The sequence below is a fragment of the Mycolicibacterium grossiae genome (genome assembly GCF_008329645.1).
Classification (GTDB): domain Bacteria; phylum Actinomycetota; class Actinomycetes; order Mycobacteriales; family Mycobacteriaceae; genus Mycobacterium; species Mycobacterium grossiae.
Map to the genome: position 1 here is coordinate 3194246 of NZ_CP043474.1, position 20363 is coordinate 3214608.

The following is a 20363-nucleotide window of genomic DNA, read 5'->3' on the forward strand; positions in this document are numbered from 1 at the left end:
GGCGACCGGGTACTCCGAGGGAGAAGGAGCGATATGACCAGTCTCGTCTACTTCTCCAGCGTCTCGGAGAACACGCACCGCTTCGTGGAGAAGCTGGGCATCCCCGCCACCCGCATTCCGCTGCGGGAGCGGATCACGGTCGACGAGCCCTACGTGCTGGTGCTGCCCACCTATGGGGGCGGGCACGCCAACGGTCCCGATCCCGAGCGCGGGGGCTACGTCCCCAAGCAGGTGATCGCCTTCCTCAACGACGAACACAACCGGTCGTTGATCCGCGGCGTCATCGCAGCGGGCAACACCAACTTCGGGGCCGAGTACGGCTACGCGGGTGACGTGGTCTCCCGCAAGTGCGGCGTCCCGTATCTCTACCGCTTCGAACTCATGGGAACGACGGACGACGTGTTCGCCGTCCGCGCCGGCTTGAAAGACTTCTGGAGGGAACAGTCGTGCCACCAACCATCACAGCTGCAGAACTTGTGACCACCGGGGCGCACGCCCTGCCCGGAGAGACCGACTACCACGCGTTGAACGCGATGCTGAACTTGTACGACAAGGACGGCAAGATCCAGTTCGACAAGGACCGGGAGGCGGCGCATCAGTACTTCCTGCAGCACGTCAACCAGAACACGGTCTTCTTCCACAGCCAGGACGAGAAGCTCGACTACCTGATCGAGAAGCAGTACTACGAGCGCGAGGTGCTCGACCAGTACTCGCGCAACTTCGTCAAGACGCTGCTCGACCGCGCCTACGCCAAGAAGTTCCGCTTCCCGACGTTCCTCGGCGCGTTCAAGTACTACACCTCCTACACGCTCAAGACGTTCGACGGGAAGCGCTACCTCGAACGCTTCGAGGACCGCGTCGTCATGGTCGCGCTGACCCTGGCCGCCGGTGACACCACGCTGGCCGAGCGCCTCGTCGACGAGATCATCGACGGCCGCTTCCAGCCGGCCACTCCGACGTTCCTCAACTCGGGCAAGAAGCAGCGCGGCGAGCCGGTCAGCTGCTTCCTGCTGCGCATCGAGGACAACATGGAGTCGATCGGCCGCTCGATCAACTCGGCGCTGCAGCTGTCCAAGCGCGGCGGCGGAGTGGCGTTGCTGCTAAGCAACATTCGCGAGCACGGCGCGCCGATCAAGAACATCGAGAACCAGAGTTCGGGCGTCATCCCGATCATGAAGCTGCTCGAGGACTCGTTCTCGTACGCCAACCAGCTCGGCGCCCGCCAGGGTGCGGGTGCGGTGTACCTGCACGCCCACCACCCGGACATCTACCGGTTCCTCGACACCAAGCGCGAGAACGCCGACGAGAAGATCCGCATCAAGACGCTGAGCCTGGGCGTGGTGATCCCGGACATCACCTTCGAGCTGGCGAAGCGCAACGAGGACATGTACCTGTTCTCGCCGTACGACGTCGAGCGCGTCTACGGCGTGCCGTTCGCCGACATCTCGGTCACCGAGAAGTACTACGAGATGGTCGACGACGCGCGGATCCGCAAGACGAAGATCAAGGCGCGCGAGTTCTTCCAGACCCTCGCCGAGCTGCAGTTCGAGTCCGGCTACCCGTACATCATGTACGAGGACACCGTGAACCGGGCCAACCCGATCGAGGGCAAGATCACGCACAGCAACCTGTGCTCGGAGATCCTGCAGGTGTCCACGCCGTCGGAGTTCAACGAGGACCTGTCCTACAGCAAGGTCGGCAAGGACATCTCCTGCAACCTCGGCTCGCTGAACATCGCCAAGGCGATGGACTCGCCGGACTTCGCCCAGACCATCGAGGTGGCCATCCGAGCGCTCACCGCGGTGAGCGACCAGACGACCATCACCTCGGTGCCGTCGATCGAGCAGGGCAACAACGAGTCTCACGCGATCGGCCTGGGGCAGATGAACCTGCACGGCTACCTGGCGCGCGAGCGGGTGATGTACGGCTCCGAGGAAGGCGTCGACTTCACCAACATCTACTTCTACACCGTGCTCTACCACGCACTGCGCGCCTCGAATCGCATTGCGATCGAACGGGGCCGGGCATTCGGCGGCTTCGAGCGCTCCAAGTACAAGTCGGGGGAGTTCTTCGACAAGTACACCGAGCAGGCGTGGGAGCCGAAGACCGAGCGGGTGCGTCAACTGTTCGCCGATGCCGGCATCCGGATCCCCACCCAGGAGGACTGGAAGCGGTTGAAGGAGTCGGTGCAGACGCACGGCATCTACAACCAGAACCTGCAGGCGGTCCCGCCGACGGGCTCGATCAGCTACATCAACCACTCGACGTCGTCGATCCACCCGGTCGCCAGCAAGATCGAGATCCGCAAGGAAGGCAAGATCGGCCGCGTCTACTACCCGGCGCCGTACCTCACCAACGACAACCTGGAGTACTACCAGGACGCGTACGAGATCGGCTACGAGAAGATCATCGACACCTACGCCGCCGCCACCCAGCACGTGGACCAGGGGCTCAGCCTGACGCTGTTCTTCAAGGACACCGCCACCACGCGCGACGTGAACAAGGCCCAGATCTACGCCTGGCGCAAGGGCATCAAGACGCTGTACTACATCCGCCTGCGGCAGATGGCGCTCGAGGGCACTGAGGTGGAGGGTTGCGTCAGCTGCATGTTGTGACGTGACGCCGAGACCGCAGAAGGTGACGGATTCCCCCGGGGACCGTCACCTTCTGCGTTTCGGCAGTCCCTACTGGTTCGGGTCGAACCAGAAGATCTGCCAGGAGTGCCCGTCGAGGTCGTGGAAGCTGCGGCCGTACATCGTGCCGTGGTCCTCGGAGTCGCCCGGCTTCGCGCCGGCGGCCAGGGCACGGTCGACCAGTTGGTCCACGCCCGCGCGGCTGTCGACCCCGAGGCAGACGACGCACTCCTTCGTCTGCCACGCGTCCGCGGTTCGGGCCGCGTGCAGCGCGTCGAACACGTCGCGCTGCAACAGCATCGCGAACTGGTTCTCGCCCAACACGAGTGTCAGCGCGTCGTCGCCGCTGTAATCCTCGTTGACCGAGTAGCCGAGGGCGGTGAAGAACCCCCGGGAGCGGCCGACGTCGGCGACGGGCAGGTTGACGAAGATCATCGAATGCATGGCGGGTAGACCATCGACCGTGCGGAAACTCATCGGCCGGCCGCATGTCGTGCTACCCCCGTCCCCAGCGCGCCACGGCCCGACCGTAACCGGTGCGTGACACCAATTTACCTGGTCAACACACGCATATCGCGATACTCGAGCCATGACCACGCTGACGCACGTACCGGCGACGACACCTCCGGCCGATCTGGCGGACCACCTGCGCCGCGACGGCTACGTGATCGTCGACGACCTCGTGCCGAACGCATTGATGGACACCATCACCGACGAGCTGGCGCCGCACCTCGATGCCACGCCCATGGGCTACAACGCGATGATCGGTCGCAAGACCCGGCGCACCGGCGCGCTCATCGCGCGGTCGCCGGCGTGCCGCACCCTCATTCAGAATCCGACCGTCTTGGGCGTATGCGCGGATTTCCTCGGACACGCCAGCGCTTTTCAGTTGATGCTGACCCAGGTCATCTCCATCGAGCCCGGCGAATCCGAGCAGGCGCTGCACCGCGACCAGAACGCCTTCGACTTCTACCCGTTCCCCGACGACTACCACGTGCAGTGCAACACGCTGTGGGCGATGACCGACTACACCGCCGAGATGGGCGCTACCAGGATCGTGCCCGGAAGTCAGGTCGGTGACACGAAGCCCACCGACTACGCCGACGAAGACTGCCTGCAGGCCGAGATGTCGCGTGGTTCGGTGCTGCTGTACTCCGGCAAGATCGTGCACAGCGGCGCGGCGAACCGCAGTGACCGGGTGCGACGCGCCATCAACGTCAACTACTGCGTCGGCTGGGTCCGCCAGGAGGAGAACCAGTTCCTCTCGGTGCCCCTCGACGTCGCACGCACCCTCGACGACGACCTGCTCAAGTTGATCGGATACCAGGAGGGCGCGTGGGCGATGGGATACTTCCGTGACTTCGAGGACCCGCTGCGTGCCATCCGCGGCGACGAGGTCGCCTACGGCTTCGACGCGGCCAAACTCAACGGCAACTCCGGCGCGGCGTTCGCCGATCAACTCACCCACAGTGAGTGACCGCCGGAATCAGCGCGCCTTGTCCGCCCGCTCCGCCTTGAGCCGGCGCTCCTCGCGCAGCACGTTCTCGTAGCTCTCCCGTTCGGCGACCAGCCAATCCGGCTTGTCCGCGAGCAGCGTCTCGATCTGACCGGTGGTCAGCGCCTCGGTGACGCCGCCGCGCGCGAGCCCGGCGATCGACACCCCCAGCTTGGCCGCGACGAGGTTCTTGGGGTGCGGGCCGTTACGGCGGAGGTCGACCAGCCACTGCGGCGGATCCTGCTGCAGCGCCGTCAGTTCGGCGCGGGTGATGGCGTTCGCCTGGAACTCCGCCGGGGTCGCCGGCAGGTACACGTCCAGCTTCTTCGCGGCGGTGGCCGGCTTCATGGACTGCGCGTTCGGCCTGCTCGTCATCGCCCATCCGCTTCTCGAGCGTCGCTCATGCCGAAGAGCCTATCGGTAGCCTGAGGCGATGCCCCAGTCCTCGCTGACCCTCGGCTACGTCCCGGGTGGGACGCCGGCGAAGTGGGCGCGCATCTGGGCCGAACGCCACCCCGACGTCCCGTTGACACTGCGGTCGGTCGCCGCGGCGGACGCGGCCGAGGAGGTGCGCGCCGGCACCCTCGACATGGCGGTGCTCCGCCTACCGACCGACACGTCCGGACTGGCCACCATCCCGCTGTACGAGGAGACCACCGTCGCCGTCGTGCCCACCGACCACGTCATCAGCGCCGCAGATGAGATCACCGCCGCCGACCTGACGGACGAGCCGACGCTGCGTCCGCTCGACGACGTCGTCGACTGGCCGGCCGCGCCCGGCGCGCCGGTCGACCATCGCCCCGAGACCACATCGGCGGCAATCGAACTCGTCGCCGCCGGAGTCGGCGTGCTCGTGGTGCCGCAGTCCCTGGCCCGGCTGCACCACCGCAGGGACCTCACCCATCGGCCAATCGTCGACGCGCCCGCGTGCCCCGTCGCGCTGGCCTTCCCGGACGGGCCACAGCCCGAGTGGCTCGAGGATTTCATCGGCATCGTCCGCGGCCGCAAGCCCAGTTCGTCGCGCGGACAGGCGCAATCGGCGCCCAAGCGCACCGCGCGGGAGAAAACCCTCGCCAAGCAGGCCGCCCGCGCCGCGGCGGGCAAGGTCGCCCGCAAGCCGGGCCGTGGCCGCCGGTAGAAAATCGGTGGAGATCGACGCGTCGAAGGCGCACGCTCGATCCCATGGCCGTCCGCCTGTACCCGTCACCGACCGCGTTCCTGCCGGTCGCGCGCCTGGTGTACCGCACCGACCCCGTGCGCTACACCAGCGAGCTGACGGCGCTGCGCACCGCGGGAGACGACGGACTGTTCCTGTCGGTGCTCGACGGCGTCGGCGTGGTCGGAGCGGCCCTGCAGACACCCGGTGACGCGTTGCTCGTCAGCGGCCTCGACCCGGCGATGGTCGAACAGGCCGTCGCCGCATTCGGAACCACTGCGGGCAGCCGGCTGCCGGCGGTGCGCGGAACGACCGCTCCGGCAACGGCATTCGTACACGAGTGGCGAGAGTCGGGCCGGGGCGACCCGCAGTCGTCGATCGCGCGCACGCTGTACCGGCTCGGCGATCTGCACCCGCCGACCGATGTGCCCGGCACCGGCGGGCTCGCGGGCGCGGCCGACGACGACACCGTCCTCGAATGGCTCGACGGCTTCTTCGCCGACGCCTTCGACGCCGCCCCGGACCCTCCGGCGCGCCGGCGCTACCTCGACGGCATCCGCGCCGCCGGCGGCGACGTGCTGTTGTGGATGCTCGACGGCACGGCTGTCTCGATGGCCCGCGTACACGCCCCCGCGGCGGGGGTGTCGCGCATCGGTCCGGTCTATACCCCACCCGAGGCGCGCGGCCGGGGGTTCGGTGCCGCCGTCACCGCCGCGGCCTGCGCGCAGGCGTTTCGGCGCGGCGCCCGCGACGTCGTGCTGTACGCCGATCACGCCAACCCCGGCGCCAACCGGATCTACCGCCGGCTGGGTTTCCGCGCCGTCGCCGAGACCATCGAATATCGCTACTGAACCTCGGTCGGCGAGGCCCTCCAACGCCGAGTGTGGGGCTCTCACCCCCACACTCGGCGGGCGCCGATGTCGGCGGGGCGGAATCCGAGGCGGTTACTTCACCGTGTGCTGCGGCCCTTGGGCCTTCTTGTACAGCACCTTCAGCATACGGTCACGGAACGCCGCATTGTCGATGAGTTTCACGCCGGCGCCCGCGAGCTTCGGCTTGCCGATCAACTTGTGCATGTACCGCCCGCGGCGGTACTCGCGGCCCCACGCGGCCTCCATGCGCTGCCCGTAATTGGTGAAGTCGTCGGGCCCGCCGTTCTGCAGCGCCGCGATCGCGCACTCGCCGGCGGCCAGCCCGGACTCGAGCGCCTTCGAAATGCCCGCGCCGGAGGCCGGCTTGCCCGCACCCAGCGAGTCGCCGGTGAACAACACGCCCGGTCGCCACGGCGGCCATGCGGTGAAGCCCATCGGCAGCCGCCACGCCCGCACGCTCTTGTTCTTCTTCAGCTCCTCGATCGGCGGCAGCTCCCACTCGCGCGGCAGCGTGCGCAGGAAGTCGCCGAGGAACTGGGTGGCATTGATCGACTGCCAGTTCGCGTAGCTGTTGACGTAGCCCAGCCCGATGTTGAAGACGCCGTTGCCCATCGGGAACACCCAGCCGTAGCCGGGCAGCTGATCGCCGCCGAACATCAGCTTGAGGTAGATGTCGAGCGAGTCCGAGTCGGGACGATTCGCGTGCATCTCGGAGCGGATCGCGATCGCCGAGTAGCCGTTGTACTCGGAGTCGAGCTTCAGGGCGCGCTTGATTGGGGAGTAGGCACCGTCGGCCGCGATGACCGCGTCGCCGTGGACCTTCTCGCCGTTCTTGAGCACGACGCCGACGACCCGGCCGTCGGCGTCGAGCTCGGGACCGCTCACCTCGGCGCCCTGACGCACCTCGGCGCCGGCCGCCTCGGCATGCGTCAGCAGCAGCGTGTCGAGTTCCGTGCGGCTGACGGTGTGCCCGTGATCGGGCATTCCGGGGCGGCGCGGAAAGGACAGCTCCCAGGCGCTGGGACTGTAGACGGTGACGCGATCCACCCGGTGGAACCGGGACACCTCCTCGGCGAGGCCCATCTTCTGCAGGTAGCTGACGGCGCGGGCGGTGAGCCCGTCGCCGCACGGCTTGTCCCGCGGGAACTGGGCCTTGTCCAGGACCAGCACCTTCGCGCCGGTCTGTGCGGCCTGCCACGCGGCGGCCGACCCCGAGGGGCCACCGCCCGCGATGACCAGGTCGTAGCGCTGCGTCATGTCCTCGATCCATCCTCGGCGGAAATTCTCGTCGGCGATGGTACCCGCGGCGCGCGGGTGAACCGCGCCACGTGCGACGGCCCTGGTGGGGCCCCGGCGCGGTATGGCAGATCACCCGGTACCAGCGGGTACAGTAATTCCGTGCGTCGACCCACGATCCCCCGGCCCGGGCCCCAGCCCGCCGCCAAGGTGGATGCGCGCAGCGAGCGGTGGCGCGAGCACCGCAAGAAGGTGCGCGCCGAGATCGTCGACGCGGCGTTCCGGGCCATCGACCGACTCGGGCCCGAGGTCAGCCTGCGCGAGATCGCCGAGGAGGCGGGAACCGCCAAGCCGAAGATCTACCGGCACTTCACCGACAAGTCGGATCTGTTCCAGGCCATCGGCGAGCGGCTGCGGGACATGCTGTGGGCGGCCATCTTCCCGCACATCGACATCGCCAAGGATCCGGCGCGCGAGGTGATCCGTCGCAGCGTGGAGCAGTACGTGCTGCTGGTCGACGAGCACCCGAACGTCTGCCGGTTCCTGATCCAGGGGCGCTTCGCCGAGCAGAGCGAGTCGACGATGCGTGCGCTCAACGAGGGTCGCGAGGTGACGCTGGCCATGGCGAGCATCTTCAACAACGAGCTGCGTGAGATGGAACTGGACGGCGTCGCGATCGAACTGGCCGCCTACACCACGTTCGGCTCGGCGGCGGCCGCCACCGACTGGTGGCTGGGCCCCGAGGTGGACAGCCCCCGTCGCATGCCGCGCGACGCGTTCATCGGCTACATGACGACGATCATGCTGGGCGCGATCAACGGCACCTGCGAACTGCTCGGCATCCGCATCGATTCGGAGCTGCCGCTGCACGAGGGCGTCCGGCGCCGCGAGTCCGTCGCCTAACCGGTACCGCCGTTCCCAGGTATCGTCGTGACATGACCGTCGCCGACACCGCCAGCGCCGCCGACTCTTCCTCCGCCGATCCGCGCGCCGCCCAGCCCGTCCGCACCCGCGCCCTCATCATCGGTAGCGGCTTCTCCGGACTGGGCATGGCGATCGCCCTGCAGAAGCAGGGCGTCGAGTTCCTGATCCTGGAGAAGGCCGACGAGGTCGGCGGTACCTGGCGCGACAACACCTACCCGGGGTGCGCGTGCGACATCCCGTCGCACATGTACTCGTTCTCCTTCGAGCCGAAGGCCGACTGGTCCCACATGTGGTCCTTCCAGCCCGAGATCCAGGAGTACCTGCTCGGCGTCACCGCCAAGTACGGGTTGCGCCGTTACGTCGAGTTCGGCGCGAACGTCGACCGCGCCCACTGGGACGAGGCCGATCAGAGCTGGCACGTCTTCACCGCCGATGGTCGCGAGTTCGTCGCGCAGTTCCTGGTGTCGGGGGCCGGCGGTCTGCACATCCCGCTGGTGCCCGAGATCGAGGGGCGCGACGACTTCACCGGCGCCGCCTTCCACTCCGCGCAGTGGGACCACTCGGTGGACATCGCCGGCAAGCGCGTCGCGATCATCGGCACCGGGGCGAGCGCCATCCAGATCGTGCCCGAGATCGCCCGCGTGGTCGGTGAACTGCAGGTCTACCAGCGCACGCCACCGTGGGTCATGCCCCGGGTGAACAACGCGTTCCCGGAGTGGCTGCGCAACGTCTTCGCCACCGTGCCGGGCACCCGCGCGGCGATGCGGGCCGGGATCTACTGGCTGCACGAGGGCGTCGGCTTCGCCATGACCAAGCAGCCGCGGCTGCTGAAGATCGGCGAGCTGCTCGGCCGCTGGAACATCCGCCGCAGCGTGTCCGACCGCGAGCTGCGCCGCAAGCTCACGCCGAACTACCGGGCGGGCTGCAAGCGCATTCTCAACTCCGACACCTACTACAAGGGCATCGCCCACCCGAACACCACGGTGATCACCGAACGGATCGAGCGCATGACGCCCACCGGCATCGTCACGGCCGACGGCGTCGAGCGGCCCGTCGACGTCGTGGTGTTCGCCACCGGCTTCCACGTCACCGACTCCTACACCTACGTCGACATCAAGGGCGCGGGCGGCGAGGACCTGGTGGACCGCTGGAACGCCGAGGGCATCCAGGCGCACCGCGGCATCGCCGTCGCCGGCATGCCCAACCTGTTCTTCCTGCTCGGACCGAACACCGCGCTGGGGCACAACTCGGTGGTGTTCATGATCGAGTCGCAGATCGACTACGTCGCCCAGGCCATCGCGGCCGTGGACAAGCGCAAAGCCCGTGCACTGACACCGAAGCGCTCGGCGCAGGACGCCTACAACGCCGAACTGCAGGACGAGTTGGGCGGCACGGTGTGGAGCACCGGAGGTTGCCGCAGCTGGTACCTCGACGCCCACGGCGTCAACCGCACGCTGTGGAGCGGCATGACGTGGCAGTACTGGTTGGCGACGCGCCGGCTGAAGGCCTCGGAGTACGAGTTCAGCGGTCGCTGAGGAAACGTCAGAAATTCCGTCGCGACACAACGTGTTGTGTTGCAGCGCGCCGTCGGACACCAGTTGTAGTGTCGGGGGAGTAGCCGTCACGTCCTGAAATGGGGTTCGAAGTGTCCGAGGGAATCAAGCTGATCGACCGCGTCTCGGCCATCAACTGGAACCGCCTGCACGACGACAAGGACGCCGAGGTCTGGGACCGCCTGACGGGCAACTTCTGGTTGCCGGAGAAGGTGCCGGTGTCCAACGACATCCCGTCCTGGAACACCCTCAACGAGCACGAGAAGCAGCTCACGATGCGCGTGTTCACCGGTCTGACGCTGCTCGACACGATCCAGGGCACCGTCGGCGCGGTCAGCCTGATCCCGGACGCGCTGACGCCGCACGAGGAGGCGGTGTACACCAACATCGCGTTCATGGAGTCGGTGCACGCCCGCAGCTACAGCAACATCTTTTCGACGCTGTGCTCGACCGCCGACATCGACGATGCGTTCCGCTGGTCGGAGGAGAATCCCAACCTGCAGCGCAAGGCCGAGATCGTCATGCAGTACTACAAGGGCGACGAGCCGCTCAAGCGCAAGGTCGCCTCCACGCTGCTGGAGAGCTTCCTGTTCTACTCGGGCTTCTACCTGCCGATGTACTGGAGCAGCCGCGCGAAGCTGACGAACACCGCCGACATGATCCGGCTGATCATCCGCGACGAGGCCGTCCACGGCTACTACATCGGCTACAAGTTCCAGCGCGGCCTGGCCCAGCAGGACGAGGCCACCAAGCAGGAGCTGAAGGACTACACCTACGAGTTGCTGTTCGAGCTGTACGACAACGAGGTCGAGTACACCCAGGACCTCTACGACGGCGTCGGCCTGACCGAGGACGTCAAGAAGTTCCTGCGGTACAACGCCAACAAGGCGCTGATGAACCTCGGCTACGAGGCGCTGTTCCCGCGCGACGAGACCGACGTCAACCCGGCGATCCTGTCCGCGCTGAGCCCGAACGCCGACGAGAACCACGACTTCTTCTCCGGCTCGGGGTCGAGCTACGTGATCGGCAAGGCCGTGGTGACGGAAGACGAGGACTGGGACTTCTAGCCCCGGCTGCCGACGGCCCTGAAACGACGACGCGGGCGGACTCCCGAAGGAGTCCGCCCGCGCGCGTAGCGGGAGCGACTAGATGGTCGCGTTGTCGATCACGAAGCGGTAGCGCACGTCGCTGGCGAGCATGCGGTCATAGGCCTCGTTGACGTAGGACGCCTCGATCACCTCGATCTCGGGCGTGACGTCGTGCTCGGCGCAGAAGTCCAGCATCTCCTGGGTCTCCTTGATGCCGCCGATCAACGAACCGGACAGGCGGCGGCGGCCGAAGATCAGCGCACTGGCCGGTACCTCCATCGGGTTCTCCGGCATGCCGAGTTCCACCAGCGTGCCGTCGAGCTTCAGCAGCCCCAGGTAGTCACCCATGTCGAGGTTCGCCGACACGGTGTTGAGGATGAGGTCGAACGACCCACGCAGCTTCTTGAAGGTGTCCGGATCGCTGGTCGCGTAGTACTCCGAGGCGCCCAGCCGCAGGCCGTCCTCCATCTTCTTGAGCGACTGGCTCAGCACGGCCACCTCGGCGCCCATCGCCTTCGCCAGCTTCACGCCCAGGTGGCCGAGGCCGCCGAGACCGATGACGGCGACGCGCTTGCCCTCGCCGGCACCCCAGTGCCGCAGCGGCGAGTAGGTGGTGATGCCCGCGCACAGCAGCGGCGCGGCCTTGTCCAGCGGGATCGAGTCCGGGATGCGCAGGACGTAGTTCTCGTCGACGACGATGGCGTCGCTGTAGCCGCCCTGGGTGGGCTTGCCGTCACGGCCGACGCCGTTGTAGGTGCCGACCATGCCGGGGTTGTTGCAGTACTGCTCCTCACCGGCGGTGCAGTACTCACACTCGCGGCAGGAGTCGACGAAGCAGCCGACGCCGACGCGGTCGCCGACCTTGTACTTCGTCACGTCGGAGCCGACCTCGGTGACGATGCCGGCGATCTCGTGGCCGGGCACCATGGGGTACTTCACGCCGCCCCACTCGCCGCTGACGGTGTGCAGGTCGGAGTGGCAGATGCCGGCGAACTTGATGTCGATGGCGACATCGGCGGGGCCGACGTCGCGACGCTCGATCGTGGTCTTCGTCAGCGGGGCGTCGGAACCCCAGGGAGCGGTCGCGGCGTAGCCGGAAACTGTCGTGGTCATGTGTTCTACGTGCCTCTTCGTCTCGTCTCGCAAACGTCTTTCGCCAAGAATTTAGCGAAGGTAATGATCAGGGCGCAGCGGTGAGCCCGCCCGAACCTGCAACGGCCACGGGCGCGGGATCAATCCCGATAGTGACGATGATCGCTCACAGGCCCGGCGCTCGCAGCGCAGCGTTGAACGTCGTCCGCTCGTAGGACACCAGCCCCGCCTGGGTGTACGGATCCGCGGCGATCAACTCCTCGGCCGCGGCCACGTCGATGTCGCCGGTGATGAGCACGCCGCCCTGCTGCGACTCCTGCCGACCGGCGAGCAGCAGCCGTCCGGCCTCGATCTCGCGTTCGATCCACTCGACGTGCGCGGGCCGCGTCTGGTCGACGACGTCGAGCGGCTCGCGATAGGTCAGCACCAGGACGTGGAACACGCGATGAGACTACGGCACGGCGCGGCGCGCCTCCGGCGACGTTTCTGTCACCTGACAGAAACATCCGTCGACCGTTGTTAACGACCTCCTCCGGAACGGTTACACCGCGGCAACCACCACCCCCGCCGCAACGCGAAAACTGTCACTCGACAGAAATCGGCTCGACCGACACCCCCGACCCGGGAGTCCCCGTGACCAGCGACACCGCCGCACCCAGCGCCACCGCCACCACCGCGGGCGCGCGGGCGCACGCCCGCGCCCAGCACGGACTGACGGCCGCGTTCATGCGCCACGTGCCCGCCACCGGCAGCCCCACGGCACCCGACGGCATCGCCGCCGAGCGGCTGACGTGGTCGGAAACCGTTGCCGCGGGCGGATATACGACCGCCGTCCTGCAGCGCGGCACCCGCGTGCGGCTGACCGACGTCGACGGCGACGCCTGCGCACACGTCCTGCTGCACCGCGCCGACGCCCCGCACGAGCGGCTCAACGTCGCCGACACCGTCAAGGTCCCCTGGCAGGCCTACCTCGGCACCGGCCACCCGCTACTGAGCGGTTTCGGCCGCGTCCTCGCCACGATCGTCGCGGACACGTCCGACGCCCACGACGCGCTGACCGGCACCACCACGACGGCCGGCAACGCCGCGCGCTACGGTTCCGGCGCCCCGGAATCCGCGTCACCAGCCGGCCGCGACCTGCTGCTGCTCGGCGCCCTCAAGCACGGTCTGGGACCCCGCGACCTGCCGCCCTCGGTGTCGTTCTTCCAGGGCGTCCGGGTCGCGGCCGACGGCACCCTGACCTGGCGGGGGAGCGCCGGCCCGGCCCGCACGGTCGACCTGCTGTTGCACGTCGACGCCATCGTGCTGCTCGCCAACACCGCGCACCCGCTGGACCCGCGTACCGAATTCACCTGCAGCCCACTGCGCGTGCACGCCTGGCCCGCCGCCGACGAGCTGGACGCACTGGCCCGGGGCGACCTCGTCGGCCCGCTGGGCCCCGAACACCTGCAGGCCATCGCCAACACCGACGCCGATCTGACCGCCCGAGGAGTCCTGTGACCGCCACCGCCGTCCCCGCGCTGATCGCCGGAGAGACCGTGCTCGACGAGACCATCGCCGCCCGCGCGCCCTGGTCCGCCGTCGTCCGCGCCGGCGACGTCCTCACCATCGTCGACCTCGACGGCAACCAGGCCGTCGACTGCCTGCTGTACGCCGCCGACGACACGGCGGTGCGGTACTCGGCCGCCGAGACCATCGCCCGGCAGGGCCGCATCGCGCTGACCACCGGTTCGGTGCTGCGGGCCGACACCGGCGCGGCGCTCGTGACGGTGATCGCCGACGAGGTAGGCGTCCACGACACCCTCGGCGGCGCCTGTTCCAAGGAGTCCAACACGCTGCGCTACGGCCAGCACACCCGCGCCCAGCACGGCTGCATGGAGAACTTCCTCATCGAGGGTGCCCGCTGGGGCCTCGGTGCCCGCGACCTGTCGAGCAACGTCAACTGGTTCATGAACGTGCCCGTCGACCCCGACGGCGCGCTCGGCATCGTCGACGGGCTCTCCGGTCCCGGCAAGCGCGTCGCGCTGCGTGCCGACGTCGACACGCTGGTGCTCATCTCGAACTGCCCACAGATCAACAACCCCTGCAACGCCTTCAACCCGACACCCGTGCGCGTCGTCGTCACCCGACCGGACGCGGCCTCGTGACGCGCACCGCGCTGATCGCCAACCGCGGCGAGATCGCCGTCCGGTTGATCCGCGGCGCCCGGTCCGTCGGGCTGCGCACCGTGGCGGTGTTCTCCGACGCCGATCGCGGTGCCCCGCACGTGCGCCTCGCCGATGACGCGGTGCGCCTCGGCCCCGCCGCGCCGGGGGAGAGCTACCTGCGGGCCGACGCCATCCTCGCCGCGGCGGCTGCCACCGGCGCCGACCTCGTCCATCCCGGATACGGATTCCTCTCCGAGGATGCGGATTTCGCGGATGCGGTCGAGCGGGCCGGGCTGACGTTCGTCGGTCCCACGCCCCACCAGCTGCGCGTGTTCGGCACCAAGCACACCGCCCGGGCGGCGGCGCGCAGCGCGGGAGTTCCGGTCTTCCCGGGCACCGAGCTGCTGAACAGCGCCACGGCCGCCACCGCGGCGGCCGCCGAGATCGGCTATCCCGTCATGCTCAAGGCGACCGGCGGTGGCGGCGGCATCGGCATGCAGGTCTGCCGCGACGCCGCCGAACTGCGCGCCGCCTACGACCGGGTGGTCCGGCTGGCCGAGCGCAGCTTCGGCGCGGCCGGCGTGTTCCTCGAGCGCTTCGTCGAGCACGCGCGCCACGTCGAGGTGCAGGTGTTCGGTGACGGCACGGGACGGGTGGTGTCCCTGGGCGACCGGGACTGCTCTCTGCAGCGCCGCAATCAGAAGGTGCTCGAGGAGGCGCCCGCGCCGGGACTCGACGACGCGCTGCGCGAACGGCTGCACGCCTCGTCGCGCGCGCTCGCCTCGTCGGTGAACTACCGCTCGGCGGGCACCGTCGAGTTCGTCTACGACCCCCGCCACGCCGAGGCCTCCTTCCTGGAGGTCAATGCCCGGTTGCAGGTCGAACACCCCGTCACCGAGGCGGTCACCGGAATCGATCTGGCGGCGTGGATGTTCCGGCTCGCCCTCGGCGAGACCGACGTCTTCGCCGACCACCTCGACCCCTCCGGCAGCGGCGCGGTCGGCGTCCACGGACATGCCGTCGAGGCCCGCGTCTACGCCGAGGACCCGGCACGCGACTACCGTCCGAGCACCGGCACGCTGACCGCGGTCGCGTTTCCCGACGACGCCCGCGTCGACACCTGGGTCGCCCAGGGCACCGAGGTGTCCGCGTTCTACGACCCGCTGCTCGCCAAGATCGTCACGACCGGCGACGACCGCGACGCGGCCCTCGACGCCCTCGGCGCCGCCCTCGACGCGACGGTGCTGCACGGCATCGAGGTCAACGTCGGCACCCTGCGCGCCGCCGTCGACGACGCGGACGTCCGTGCGGCGCGCCACGACACCGCCACGCTGGCCGGCGTCGCCGACCCCCGTCCGCGCATCACCGTCGAGCGCCCGGGGCTGCTCACCACCGTGCAGGACCTCCCCGGCCGCATCGGCCTGTGGAACGTCGGCGTCCCCCCCAGCGGCCCGATGGACGACCTGTCCTTCCGGCTGGGCAACGCCGCCCTCGGCAACGACGAGGGGGCACCCGGACTCGAATGCACCGCTTCGGGACCGGCGCTGCGCGTGACGCATTCGACGACGGTGTGCGTCACCGGCGCGTCGTGTCCCGTCACCGTCGACGGGATGCCGGTCCCCATGTGGGAGCCGGTCGACATGCCCGCCGGAGCGCTCCTCGACGTGGGCGCGGCCGAACGTGGGCTGCGCACCTACGTGCTCGTCGCCGGCGGCCTCGACGTACCGACCTACCTCGGCAGCGCCGCGACGTTCACCCTCGGCCGGTTCGGCGGGCACGGCGGACGGCAGCTGGTCACCGGCGACGTGCTGCGCGCCCGGCCCGCCGCGGCCGTCGTCGGCCCCGTGCCGCCCGCGCAGCGGCCCACGCTCGGTACCCAGTGGCACCTCGCGGTCACCGAGGGCCCGCACGGCGCACCGGAGTTCTTCACCCGCGCCGATCTCGAGACGCTGTTCGCAACGCCCTACCGCGTGCACTTCAACTCCGCGCGTACCGGCGTGCGCCTCGAGGGACCGAAACCGCAGTGGTCCCGCCCGGACGGGGGACAGGCGGGACTGCACCCGTCCAACATCCACGACACCGCCTACTCGATCGGCGCGCTCGACTTCACCGGCGATACGCCGATCCTGCTCGGTCCGGACGGCCCCAGCCTCGGCGGCTTCGTGTGCCCGGTCACCGTGGTGTCCGCCGAGCGGTGGAAGTTGGGCCAGCTGCGCCCGGGTGACACCGTGCGCTTCGTCCCGGTGCGGGCCGACCAGGCGCCCTCGAAGCACGAGAAACGGTTCTTCACAACGTTGTTCGCGAGTGGTGGGGACGGGGACGACGGCGTGCTGGCGCGCCGTGAACGCGACGGCGCACCGACGGTCACCTACCGGCGCAACGGCGACGACAACGTGCTCGTCGAGTACGGCGACATGGTGCTCGACCTCGCGCTGCGCGCCCGCGTGCATGCGCTGCACCAGCGGCTGGAGGCCGTCGCGGCCGAGGGTGCGGTCACCGGCATCGTCGACCTCACCCCGGGCATACGGTCGCTGCAGGTGCACGTCGATCCCGACCGGCTCCCGACCGCGGCCCTCCTGGAAGTGCTCGCCGACCTCGAGGACGAGCTGCCCGCGACGTCGGAGTTGGTGGTGCCCAGCCGCACCGTGCGCCTGCCGCTGTCCTGGGACGACCCCGCGACGCGCGAGGCGATCGCCCGCTACACCTCCGGGGTGCGCGACGACGCCCCCTGGTGCCCGTCGAACATCGAATTCATCCGGCGCATCAACGGATTGGCGTCCCAGGACGACGTCCGCGACGTCGTGTACTCCGCGGAGTACCTGACGCTCGGCCTCGGCGACGTCTACCTCGGCGCGCCGGTCGCGACGCCGCTCGACCCGCGGCACCGGTTGGTGACGACGAAGTACAACCCCGCCCGAACGTGGACGGCGGAGAACTCCGTCGGCATCGGCGGCGCGTACCTGTGCATCTACGGCATGGAGGGGCCCGGCGGCTACCAGTTCGTCGGCCGCACCACCCAGGTATGGAGCACCTACCGCCACACCGCCCCGTTCGAGGCCGAGAAGCCCTGGCTGCTCCGGTTCTTCGACCGCATCTCGTGGTACCCGGTGTCGGCCGAGGAACTCCTGGACCTGCGCGCCGACCTCGCCGCGGGCCGCGGCACGGTCGACGTCGCCGACGGCACGTTCTCCCTCGCCGAGCACGAGCGCTTCCTCGCCGAGAACGCCACGGACATCGCGGCGTTCCGCGAACGGCAGAGTGCGGCGTTCGCCCAGGAGCGCGCCGCCTGGGCGGCCGCCGGCGAGTTCGACCGGGCCGAACGTGCCCAATCCCGGGCGGTCGCACCGACCGCCGACCTGGTCCTCGACGCCGGCGCCGAACGCGTCGACGCCCCGTTCTCGTCCAGCGTGTGGAAGGTGGACGTGCACGTCGGTGACGCGGTGGTGGCCGGTCAACCCCTGCTGGCGCTGGAGGCCATGAAGATGGAGACCGTGATGCGGGCGCCCGTCGACGGCGTCGTGACCCACGTGCTGGTGCAGGCGGGCCACCAGGTGGATCCCGGCGCACCGCTGGTCGTGGTCGACCGCGCCGACGTGGCGGGCATCCCGGCATGAGCGCCGTCGACCGCGTCCGCGCGGCATACGCCGCGATCGCCGCCACCGACCGGCCGGAGATCTGGATCGCGCTGCGTCCCATGGCCGACACCCTCGCCGAGGCCGAGGCGGTCGACGCCGCGGCCGCCGCGGGGGAGGAACTGCCGCTCGCCGGACTGGTCGCTGCGGTGAAGAACAACGTCGACGTCGCCGGGCTGCCCACCACGGCCGCATGTCCCGGCTTCGCAACCACACCGGCGGCCGTCGACGCCCCCGTGGTGGCGCGGCTGCGGGCCGCGGGCGCGGTGGTGCTGGGCGCCACCAACCTCGACCAGTTCGCCACGGGGCTCGTCGGCACCCGCAGCCCCTACGGCGCGGTCCGGGACGCCCGTCGTCCCGCGCACGTCTCCGGGGGTTCCAGTGCCGGCTCCGCCGTCGCCGTCGCACTCGGTCTGGTCGACGTCGCGCTCGGCACCGACACCGCCGGGTCGGGACGCGTCCCGGCGGCGCTGCAGGGCATCGTGGGCATCAAGCCGACGATCGGGGTCGTCCCCGTCGACGGTGTGGTCCCGGCCTGCCGCCGCTACGACTGCGTCACCGTGTTCGCCCGCGACATCGACACCGCCGACGTCGCGATGGGCGTCATCGCCGGCCCGGGGGACGACGCGGGCGCCCGCCCGTTCGCCCCCGGTGCGCCGCTGGCGGCGCCGGACGTCCCGGTCGTGGCGGTACCCAGCGATGTGCCCGGGCTCTCGCCGGCGTGGCGGGAGGCCTTCCACGCGGCCGCCGTCCGGCTGGCCGAGAGCGGCGTCACGGTGCGCGAGGTCGACATCGCTCCCTTCCTCGCGGCCGCGCGCCTGCTCTACGACGGTGGTCTGGTCGCCGAGCGGCACGAAGCGGTCGGCGACTTCGTCGACGCGCACCGCGACGACGCGGACGCCGCGGTCGACTCGACCGTCGGCGCCATCGTCTCGGCGGCGGGCACCGTCGCGGCCACCACGCTGCTGCGCGACCGCGTGCGGCTGATGGAACTCACCTCGGTCGCCATGGCGTCGATCGCTGAGTGCGACGCCATGCTGGTGCCAACCACCACCGAACATCCCACCCTCGCCGAGGTGGCCGCCGAACCCGTTGCCGTCAACGCGCGGCTGGGGACCTACACCAACTTCTGCAACCTAATGGATCTGTGCGCAGTGGCCGTCCCCTCGGGCACGGCGGGCGACGACCAGTTCGGCGTCTCGGTGATCGCCCGGGCCGGCGCCGACGCCGTCGCGCTCGACCTGGCCCGGCGGGTCGTCGCCCCGACGCCCCCGGTCGCCGCGCCCGGAGCGGCGGCCGCCGCGGCGAGTGCCGCGCCGTGGCCGACGCGCGCCGGTCTGTCCGCCGTCGAGCTGCTCGTCGTCGGCGCGCACCTACGGGGTCAGCCGCTCACCTGGCAGCTGACCGACCGCGGCGCGCGCTGGCTGGGTCCGACGCGCACCGCGCCGCTCTATCGGATGGCGCGCCTGGACACCAGCCCGCCGAAACCCGGGCTCACCCGCGTCGGCGCCGCCGACGGCGTGTCGATCGGCGGCGAACTGTGGCTGGTGGGCACGGCGATGCTGGGCGACTTCCTCGCCGCGCTGCCCGAGCCGATGTCGCTGGGGCGGGTGACCCTCGCCGACGGCACCGACGTCGTGGGATTCGGGTGCGCCTTCGACGCCTGGCGCGACGGCGTGGACGTCTCCGGGTACGGCGACTGGCCGAGCTATCTGAGGGCGGCGGCTGCGCCGTCGGCGGAACCGTCCTCGGATGCAGCCCGGGTGTAGCGGCGCATCTCGCGCAGGCTGCGGCGGCGCAGCGCCCGCATCGCGTCGTCGGCGACGCCGAGCACGCGTAGGCCGGCGTCGGCCACGTGCAGCGGCAGCTCGGCGCGTTGCGGCCCCTCGGGCACCGACCACACGTTGACCAGTGACTCCACCAGGCGGAACGGCAGATCGGCCGCGGCGGGGTGCACGCCGGTCTGGTCGATCACCGCGCGGCTCAGCGCCAGGTAGTGCAACCGCAGCCGCTCGCGGTCGGACCAGAACGGCTCCAGGCGGGCGTCGCGCAGTTCGGGCAGCAGGTACAGCGCCCCGAGGTTCCACCGCCCGGACAGGAGTTGCTCACCGTCGAACGCGGCCAGTGCGTGCAGGTGCTCGGCCGCGGTGAGCGCCGGCTGGGCGCCGAGGAGGCTCGGAATGAAACCCAGTGTGGGCGCGACGGTCTGGCTCAGCAGCGCGCACAGGATGTCGTCCTTGGTCTTGAAGTAGTGGTACAGCGACGCCTGCCGGATCCCGACCGACTCGGCGATCGACCGCGTCGAGGTGGCGGTGTAGCCGGCGGTGGTGAAGAGTTCGCCTGCGGCATCGAGGATTTCGTCACGCGCCGTCGTTCCCGGACGGCGCTGGTCGTGCAGGCGGGGGCGACCGGCCCGGGTCAGCGACATGTCCCCATCGTGGCCCATGCGGACCCCGAATCGGTAGCCCCCTCATATCTGTCATGCGATAGAAACACGCGACACCCATCGGTTACCTACGCCGCGGATTGGTTACA

General features: G+C 69.7%; 18 protein-coding genes. 12 read left to right on the forward strand and 6 right to left on the reverse strand.

Annotation, left to right across the window (positions count from 1 at the left end; translation table 11 throughout):
- The first annotated feature begins 33 nt into the window (after window positions 1-33).
- Both nrdI and nrdE read left to right on the forward strand, forming a co-directional pair.
- A complete protein-coding gene (gene nrdI, locus FZ046_RS15340; RefSeq protein WP_070353404.1) occupies window positions 34-480 on the forward strand; it encodes a class Ib ribonucleoside-diphosphate reductase assembly flavoprotein NrdI in 447 nt (148 codons plus the stop codon).
- On the forward strand, window positions 447-2615 hold the full coding sequence (gene nrdE / locus FZ046_RS15345; protein ID WP_083298240.1) for a class 1b ribonucleoside-diphosphate reductase subunit alpha: 2169 nt from the start codon (window positions 447-449) through the stop codon (window positions 2613-2615). The genes nrdI and nrdE overlap by 34 nt, the downstream gene beginning before the upstream one ends.
- Before the next feature lie 69 nt (window positions 2616-2684).
- Here the strand turns inward: nrdE and FZ046_RS15350 are convergent, their stop codons facing one another.
- The gene (locus FZ046_RS15350) at window positions 2685-3077 is read right to left on the reverse strand and encodes a VOC family protein (RefSeq protein WP_070353403.1); all 393 of its coding nucleotides are present in this window, start codon (window positions 3075-3077) and stop codon (window positions 2685-2687) included.
- Between the two features lie 145 nt (window positions 3078-3222).
- On the opposite strand from FZ046_RS15350, the gene FZ046_RS15355 reads away from it, so the two are divergent.
- Window positions 3223-4110 carry a phytanoyl-CoA dioxygenase family protein gene (locus FZ046_RS15355; RefSeq protein WP_070353402.1) on the forward strand — a complete coding sequence of 296 codons (888 nt, stop codon included), beginning with the start codon at window positions 3223-3225 and terminating at the stop codon, window positions 4108-4110.
- Window positions 4111-4119: 9 nt separating this feature from the next.
- Here the strand turns inward: FZ046_RS15355 and FZ046_RS15360 are convergent, their stop codons facing one another.
- The gene (locus tag FZ046_RS15360; protein ID WP_070353401.1) at window positions 4120-4503 is read right to left on the reverse strand and encodes a DUF5997 family protein; all 384 of its coding nucleotides are present in this window, start codon (window positions 4501-4503) and stop codon (window positions 4120-4122) included.
- A 58-nt stretch (window positions 4504-4561) separates the two neighbouring features.
- Here FZ046_RS15360 and FZ046_RS15365 point away from each other — a divergent pair, with 58 nt between their 5' ends.
- Together FZ046_RS15365 and FZ046_RS15370 are read left to right on the forward strand one after the other, a co-directional pair.
- Entirely contained in the window at window positions 4562-5266 is a 705-nt protein-coding gene (locus FZ046_RS15365) for a LysR substrate-binding domain-containing protein (RefSeq protein ID WP_070353400.1), read from the forward strand.
- Between the two features lie 44 nt (window positions 5267-5310).
- Complete coding sequence (locus FZ046_RS15370; RefSeq protein WP_070353399.1) at window positions 5311-6135, forward strand: GNAT family N-acetyltransferase; 825 nt, start codon at window positions 5311-5313, stop codon at window positions 6133-6135.
- Between the two features lie 93 nt (window positions 6136-6228).
- On the opposite strand, the gene FZ046_RS15375 is transcribed toward FZ046_RS15370, so the two are convergent.
- Complete coding sequence (locus FZ046_RS15375; protein WP_070353398.1) at window positions 6229-7413, reverse strand: NAD(P)/FAD-dependent oxidoreductase; 1185 nt, start codon at window positions 7411-7413, stop codon at window positions 6229-6231.
- Window positions 7414-7554: 141 nt separating this feature from the next.
- Here FZ046_RS15375 and FZ046_RS15380 point away from each other — a divergent pair, with 141 nt between their 5' ends.
- The 3 genes from FZ046_RS15380 to nrdF all read left to right on the forward strand — a co-directional run bounded on the left by FZ046_RS15380 (window position 7555) and on the right by nrdF (window position 10936).
- On the forward strand, window positions 7555-8295 hold the full coding sequence (locus FZ046_RS15380; RefSeq protein ID WP_070353397.1) for a TetR/AcrR family transcriptional regulator: 741 nt from the start codon (window positions 7555-7557) through the stop codon (window positions 8293-8295).
- Window positions 8296-8327: 32 nt separating this feature from the next.
- Complete coding sequence (locus FZ046_RS15385) at window positions 8328-9851, forward strand: flavin-containing monooxygenase (protein ID WP_070353396.1); 1524 nt, start codon at window positions 8328-8330, stop codon at window positions 9849-9851.
- 98 nt (window positions 9852-9949) lie between these two features.
- Window positions 9950-10936: a class 1b ribonucleoside-diphosphate reductase subunit beta gene (gene nrdF, locus FZ046_RS15390; RefSeq protein WP_407664395.1), complete on the forward strand. Its 987-nt coding sequence runs from the start codon at window positions 9950-9952 to the stop codon at window positions 10934-10936.
- A gap of 78 nt (window positions 10937-11014) precedes the next feature.
- On the opposite strand, the gene FZ046_RS15395 is transcribed toward nrdF, so the two are convergent.
- Window positions 11015-12070: an NAD(P)-dependent alcohol dehydrogenase gene (locus tag FZ046_RS15395; RefSeq protein ID WP_070353395.1), complete on the reverse strand. Its 1056-nt coding sequence runs from the start codon at window positions 12068-12070 to the stop codon at window positions 11015-11017.
- 145 nt (window positions 12071-12215) lie between these two features.
- Window positions 12216-12491, reverse strand: coding sequence for a YciI family protein (locus FZ046_RS15400; protein ID WP_070353394.1), 276 nt, complete (start codon window positions 12489-12491; stop codon window positions 12216-12218).
- Window positions 12492-12682: 191 nt separating this feature from the next.
- Here FZ046_RS15400 and FZ046_RS15405 point away from each other — a divergent pair, with 191 nt between their 5' ends.
- From FZ046_RS15405 to atzF, 4 genes are read left to right on the forward strand one after another with little or no spacing between them, the layout of a single operon-like run.
- On the forward strand, window positions 12683-13549 hold the full coding sequence (locus tag FZ046_RS15405; RefSeq protein WP_246182794.1) for an urea amidolyase associated protein UAAP1: 867 nt from the start codon (window positions 12683-12685) through the stop codon (window positions 13547-13549).
- Window positions 13546-14196: an urea amidolyase associated protein UAAP2 gene (locus tag FZ046_RS15410; RefSeq protein ID WP_070353393.1), complete on the forward strand. Its 651-nt coding sequence runs from the start codon at window positions 13546-13548 to the stop codon at window positions 14194-14196. The genes FZ046_RS15405 and FZ046_RS15410 overlap by 4 nt, the downstream gene beginning before the upstream one ends.
- Window positions 14193-17810, forward strand: a complete 3618-nt coding sequence (gene uca, locus FZ046_RS15415; protein WP_070353392.1) for an urea carboxylase — start codon at window positions 14193-14195, stop codon at window positions 17808-17810. The genes FZ046_RS15410 and uca overlap by 4 nt, the downstream gene beginning before the upstream one ends.
- Window positions 17807-19597, forward strand: a complete 1791-nt coding sequence (gene atzF / locus FZ046_RS15420) for an allophanate hydrolase (protein WP_149484270.1) — start codon at window positions 17807-17809, stop codon at window positions 19595-19597. Before uca ends, atzF begins: the two co-directional genes overlap by 4 nt.
- On the opposite strand, the gene FZ046_RS15425 is transcribed toward atzF, so the two are convergent.
- Window positions 19537-20256 (reverse strand): TetR/AcrR family transcriptional regulator, encoded by a 720-nt coding sequence (locus FZ046_RS15425; protein ID WP_070352134.1) that lies wholly within the window; start codon window positions 20254-20256, stop codon window positions 19537-19539. The two genes, atzF and FZ046_RS15425, sit on opposite strands and share 61 nt — an antisense overlap.
- Between the last annotated feature and the right edge of the window lie 107 nt (window positions 20257-20363).

Bases quoted from the DNA above. Each gene is read 5' to 3' on its own strand.
- nrdI (WP_070353404.1), top strand. From the start codon at position 34: ATGACCAGTCTCGTCTACTTCTCCAGCGTCTCGGAGAACACGCACCGC.
- FZ046_RS15365 (WP_070353400.1), top strand. From the start codon at position 4,562: ATGCCCCAGTCCTCGCTGACCCTCGGCTACGTCCCGGGTGGGACGCCG.
- FZ046_RS15350 (WP_070353403.1), bottom strand. From the start codon at position 3,077: ATGCATTCGATGATCTTCGTCAACCTGCCCGTCGCCGACGTCGGCCGC.
- FZ046_RS15360 (WP_070353401.1), bottom strand. From the start codon at position 4,503: ATGACGAGCAGGCCGAACGCGCAGTCCATGAAGCCGGCCACCGCCGCG.
- FZ046_RS15425 (WP_070352134.1), bottom strand. From the start codon at position 20,256: ATGTCGCTGACCCGGGCCGGTCGCCCCCGCCTGCACGACCAGCGCCGT.
- FZ046_RS15385 (WP_070353396.1), top strand. From the start codon at position 8,328: ATGACCGTCGCCGACACCGCCAGCGCCGCCGACTCTTCCTCCGCCGAT.
- FZ046_RS15375 (WP_070353398.1), bottom strand. From the start codon at position 7,413: ATGACGCAGCGCTACGACCTGGTCATCGCGGGCGGTGGCCCCTCGGGG.
- nrdF (WP_407664395.1), top strand. From the start codon at position 9,950: ATGGGGTTCGAAGTGTCCGAGGGAATCAAGCTGATCGACCGCGTCTCG.
- FZ046_RS15395 (WP_070353395.1), bottom strand. From the start codon at position 12,070: ATGACCACGACAGTTTCCGGCTACGCCGCGACCGCTCCCTGGGGTTCC.
- FZ046_RS15370 (WP_070353399.1), top strand. From the start codon at position 5,311: ATGGCCGTCCGCCTGTACCCGTCACCGACCGCGTTCCTGCCGGTCGCG.
- FZ046_RS15355 (WP_070353402.1), top strand. From the start codon at position 3,223: ATGACCACGCTGACGCACGTACCGGCGACGACACCTCCGGCCGATCTG.
- atzF (WP_149484270.1), top strand. From the start codon at position 17,807: ATGAGCGCCGTCGACCGCGTCCGCGCGGCATACGCCGCGATCGCCGCC.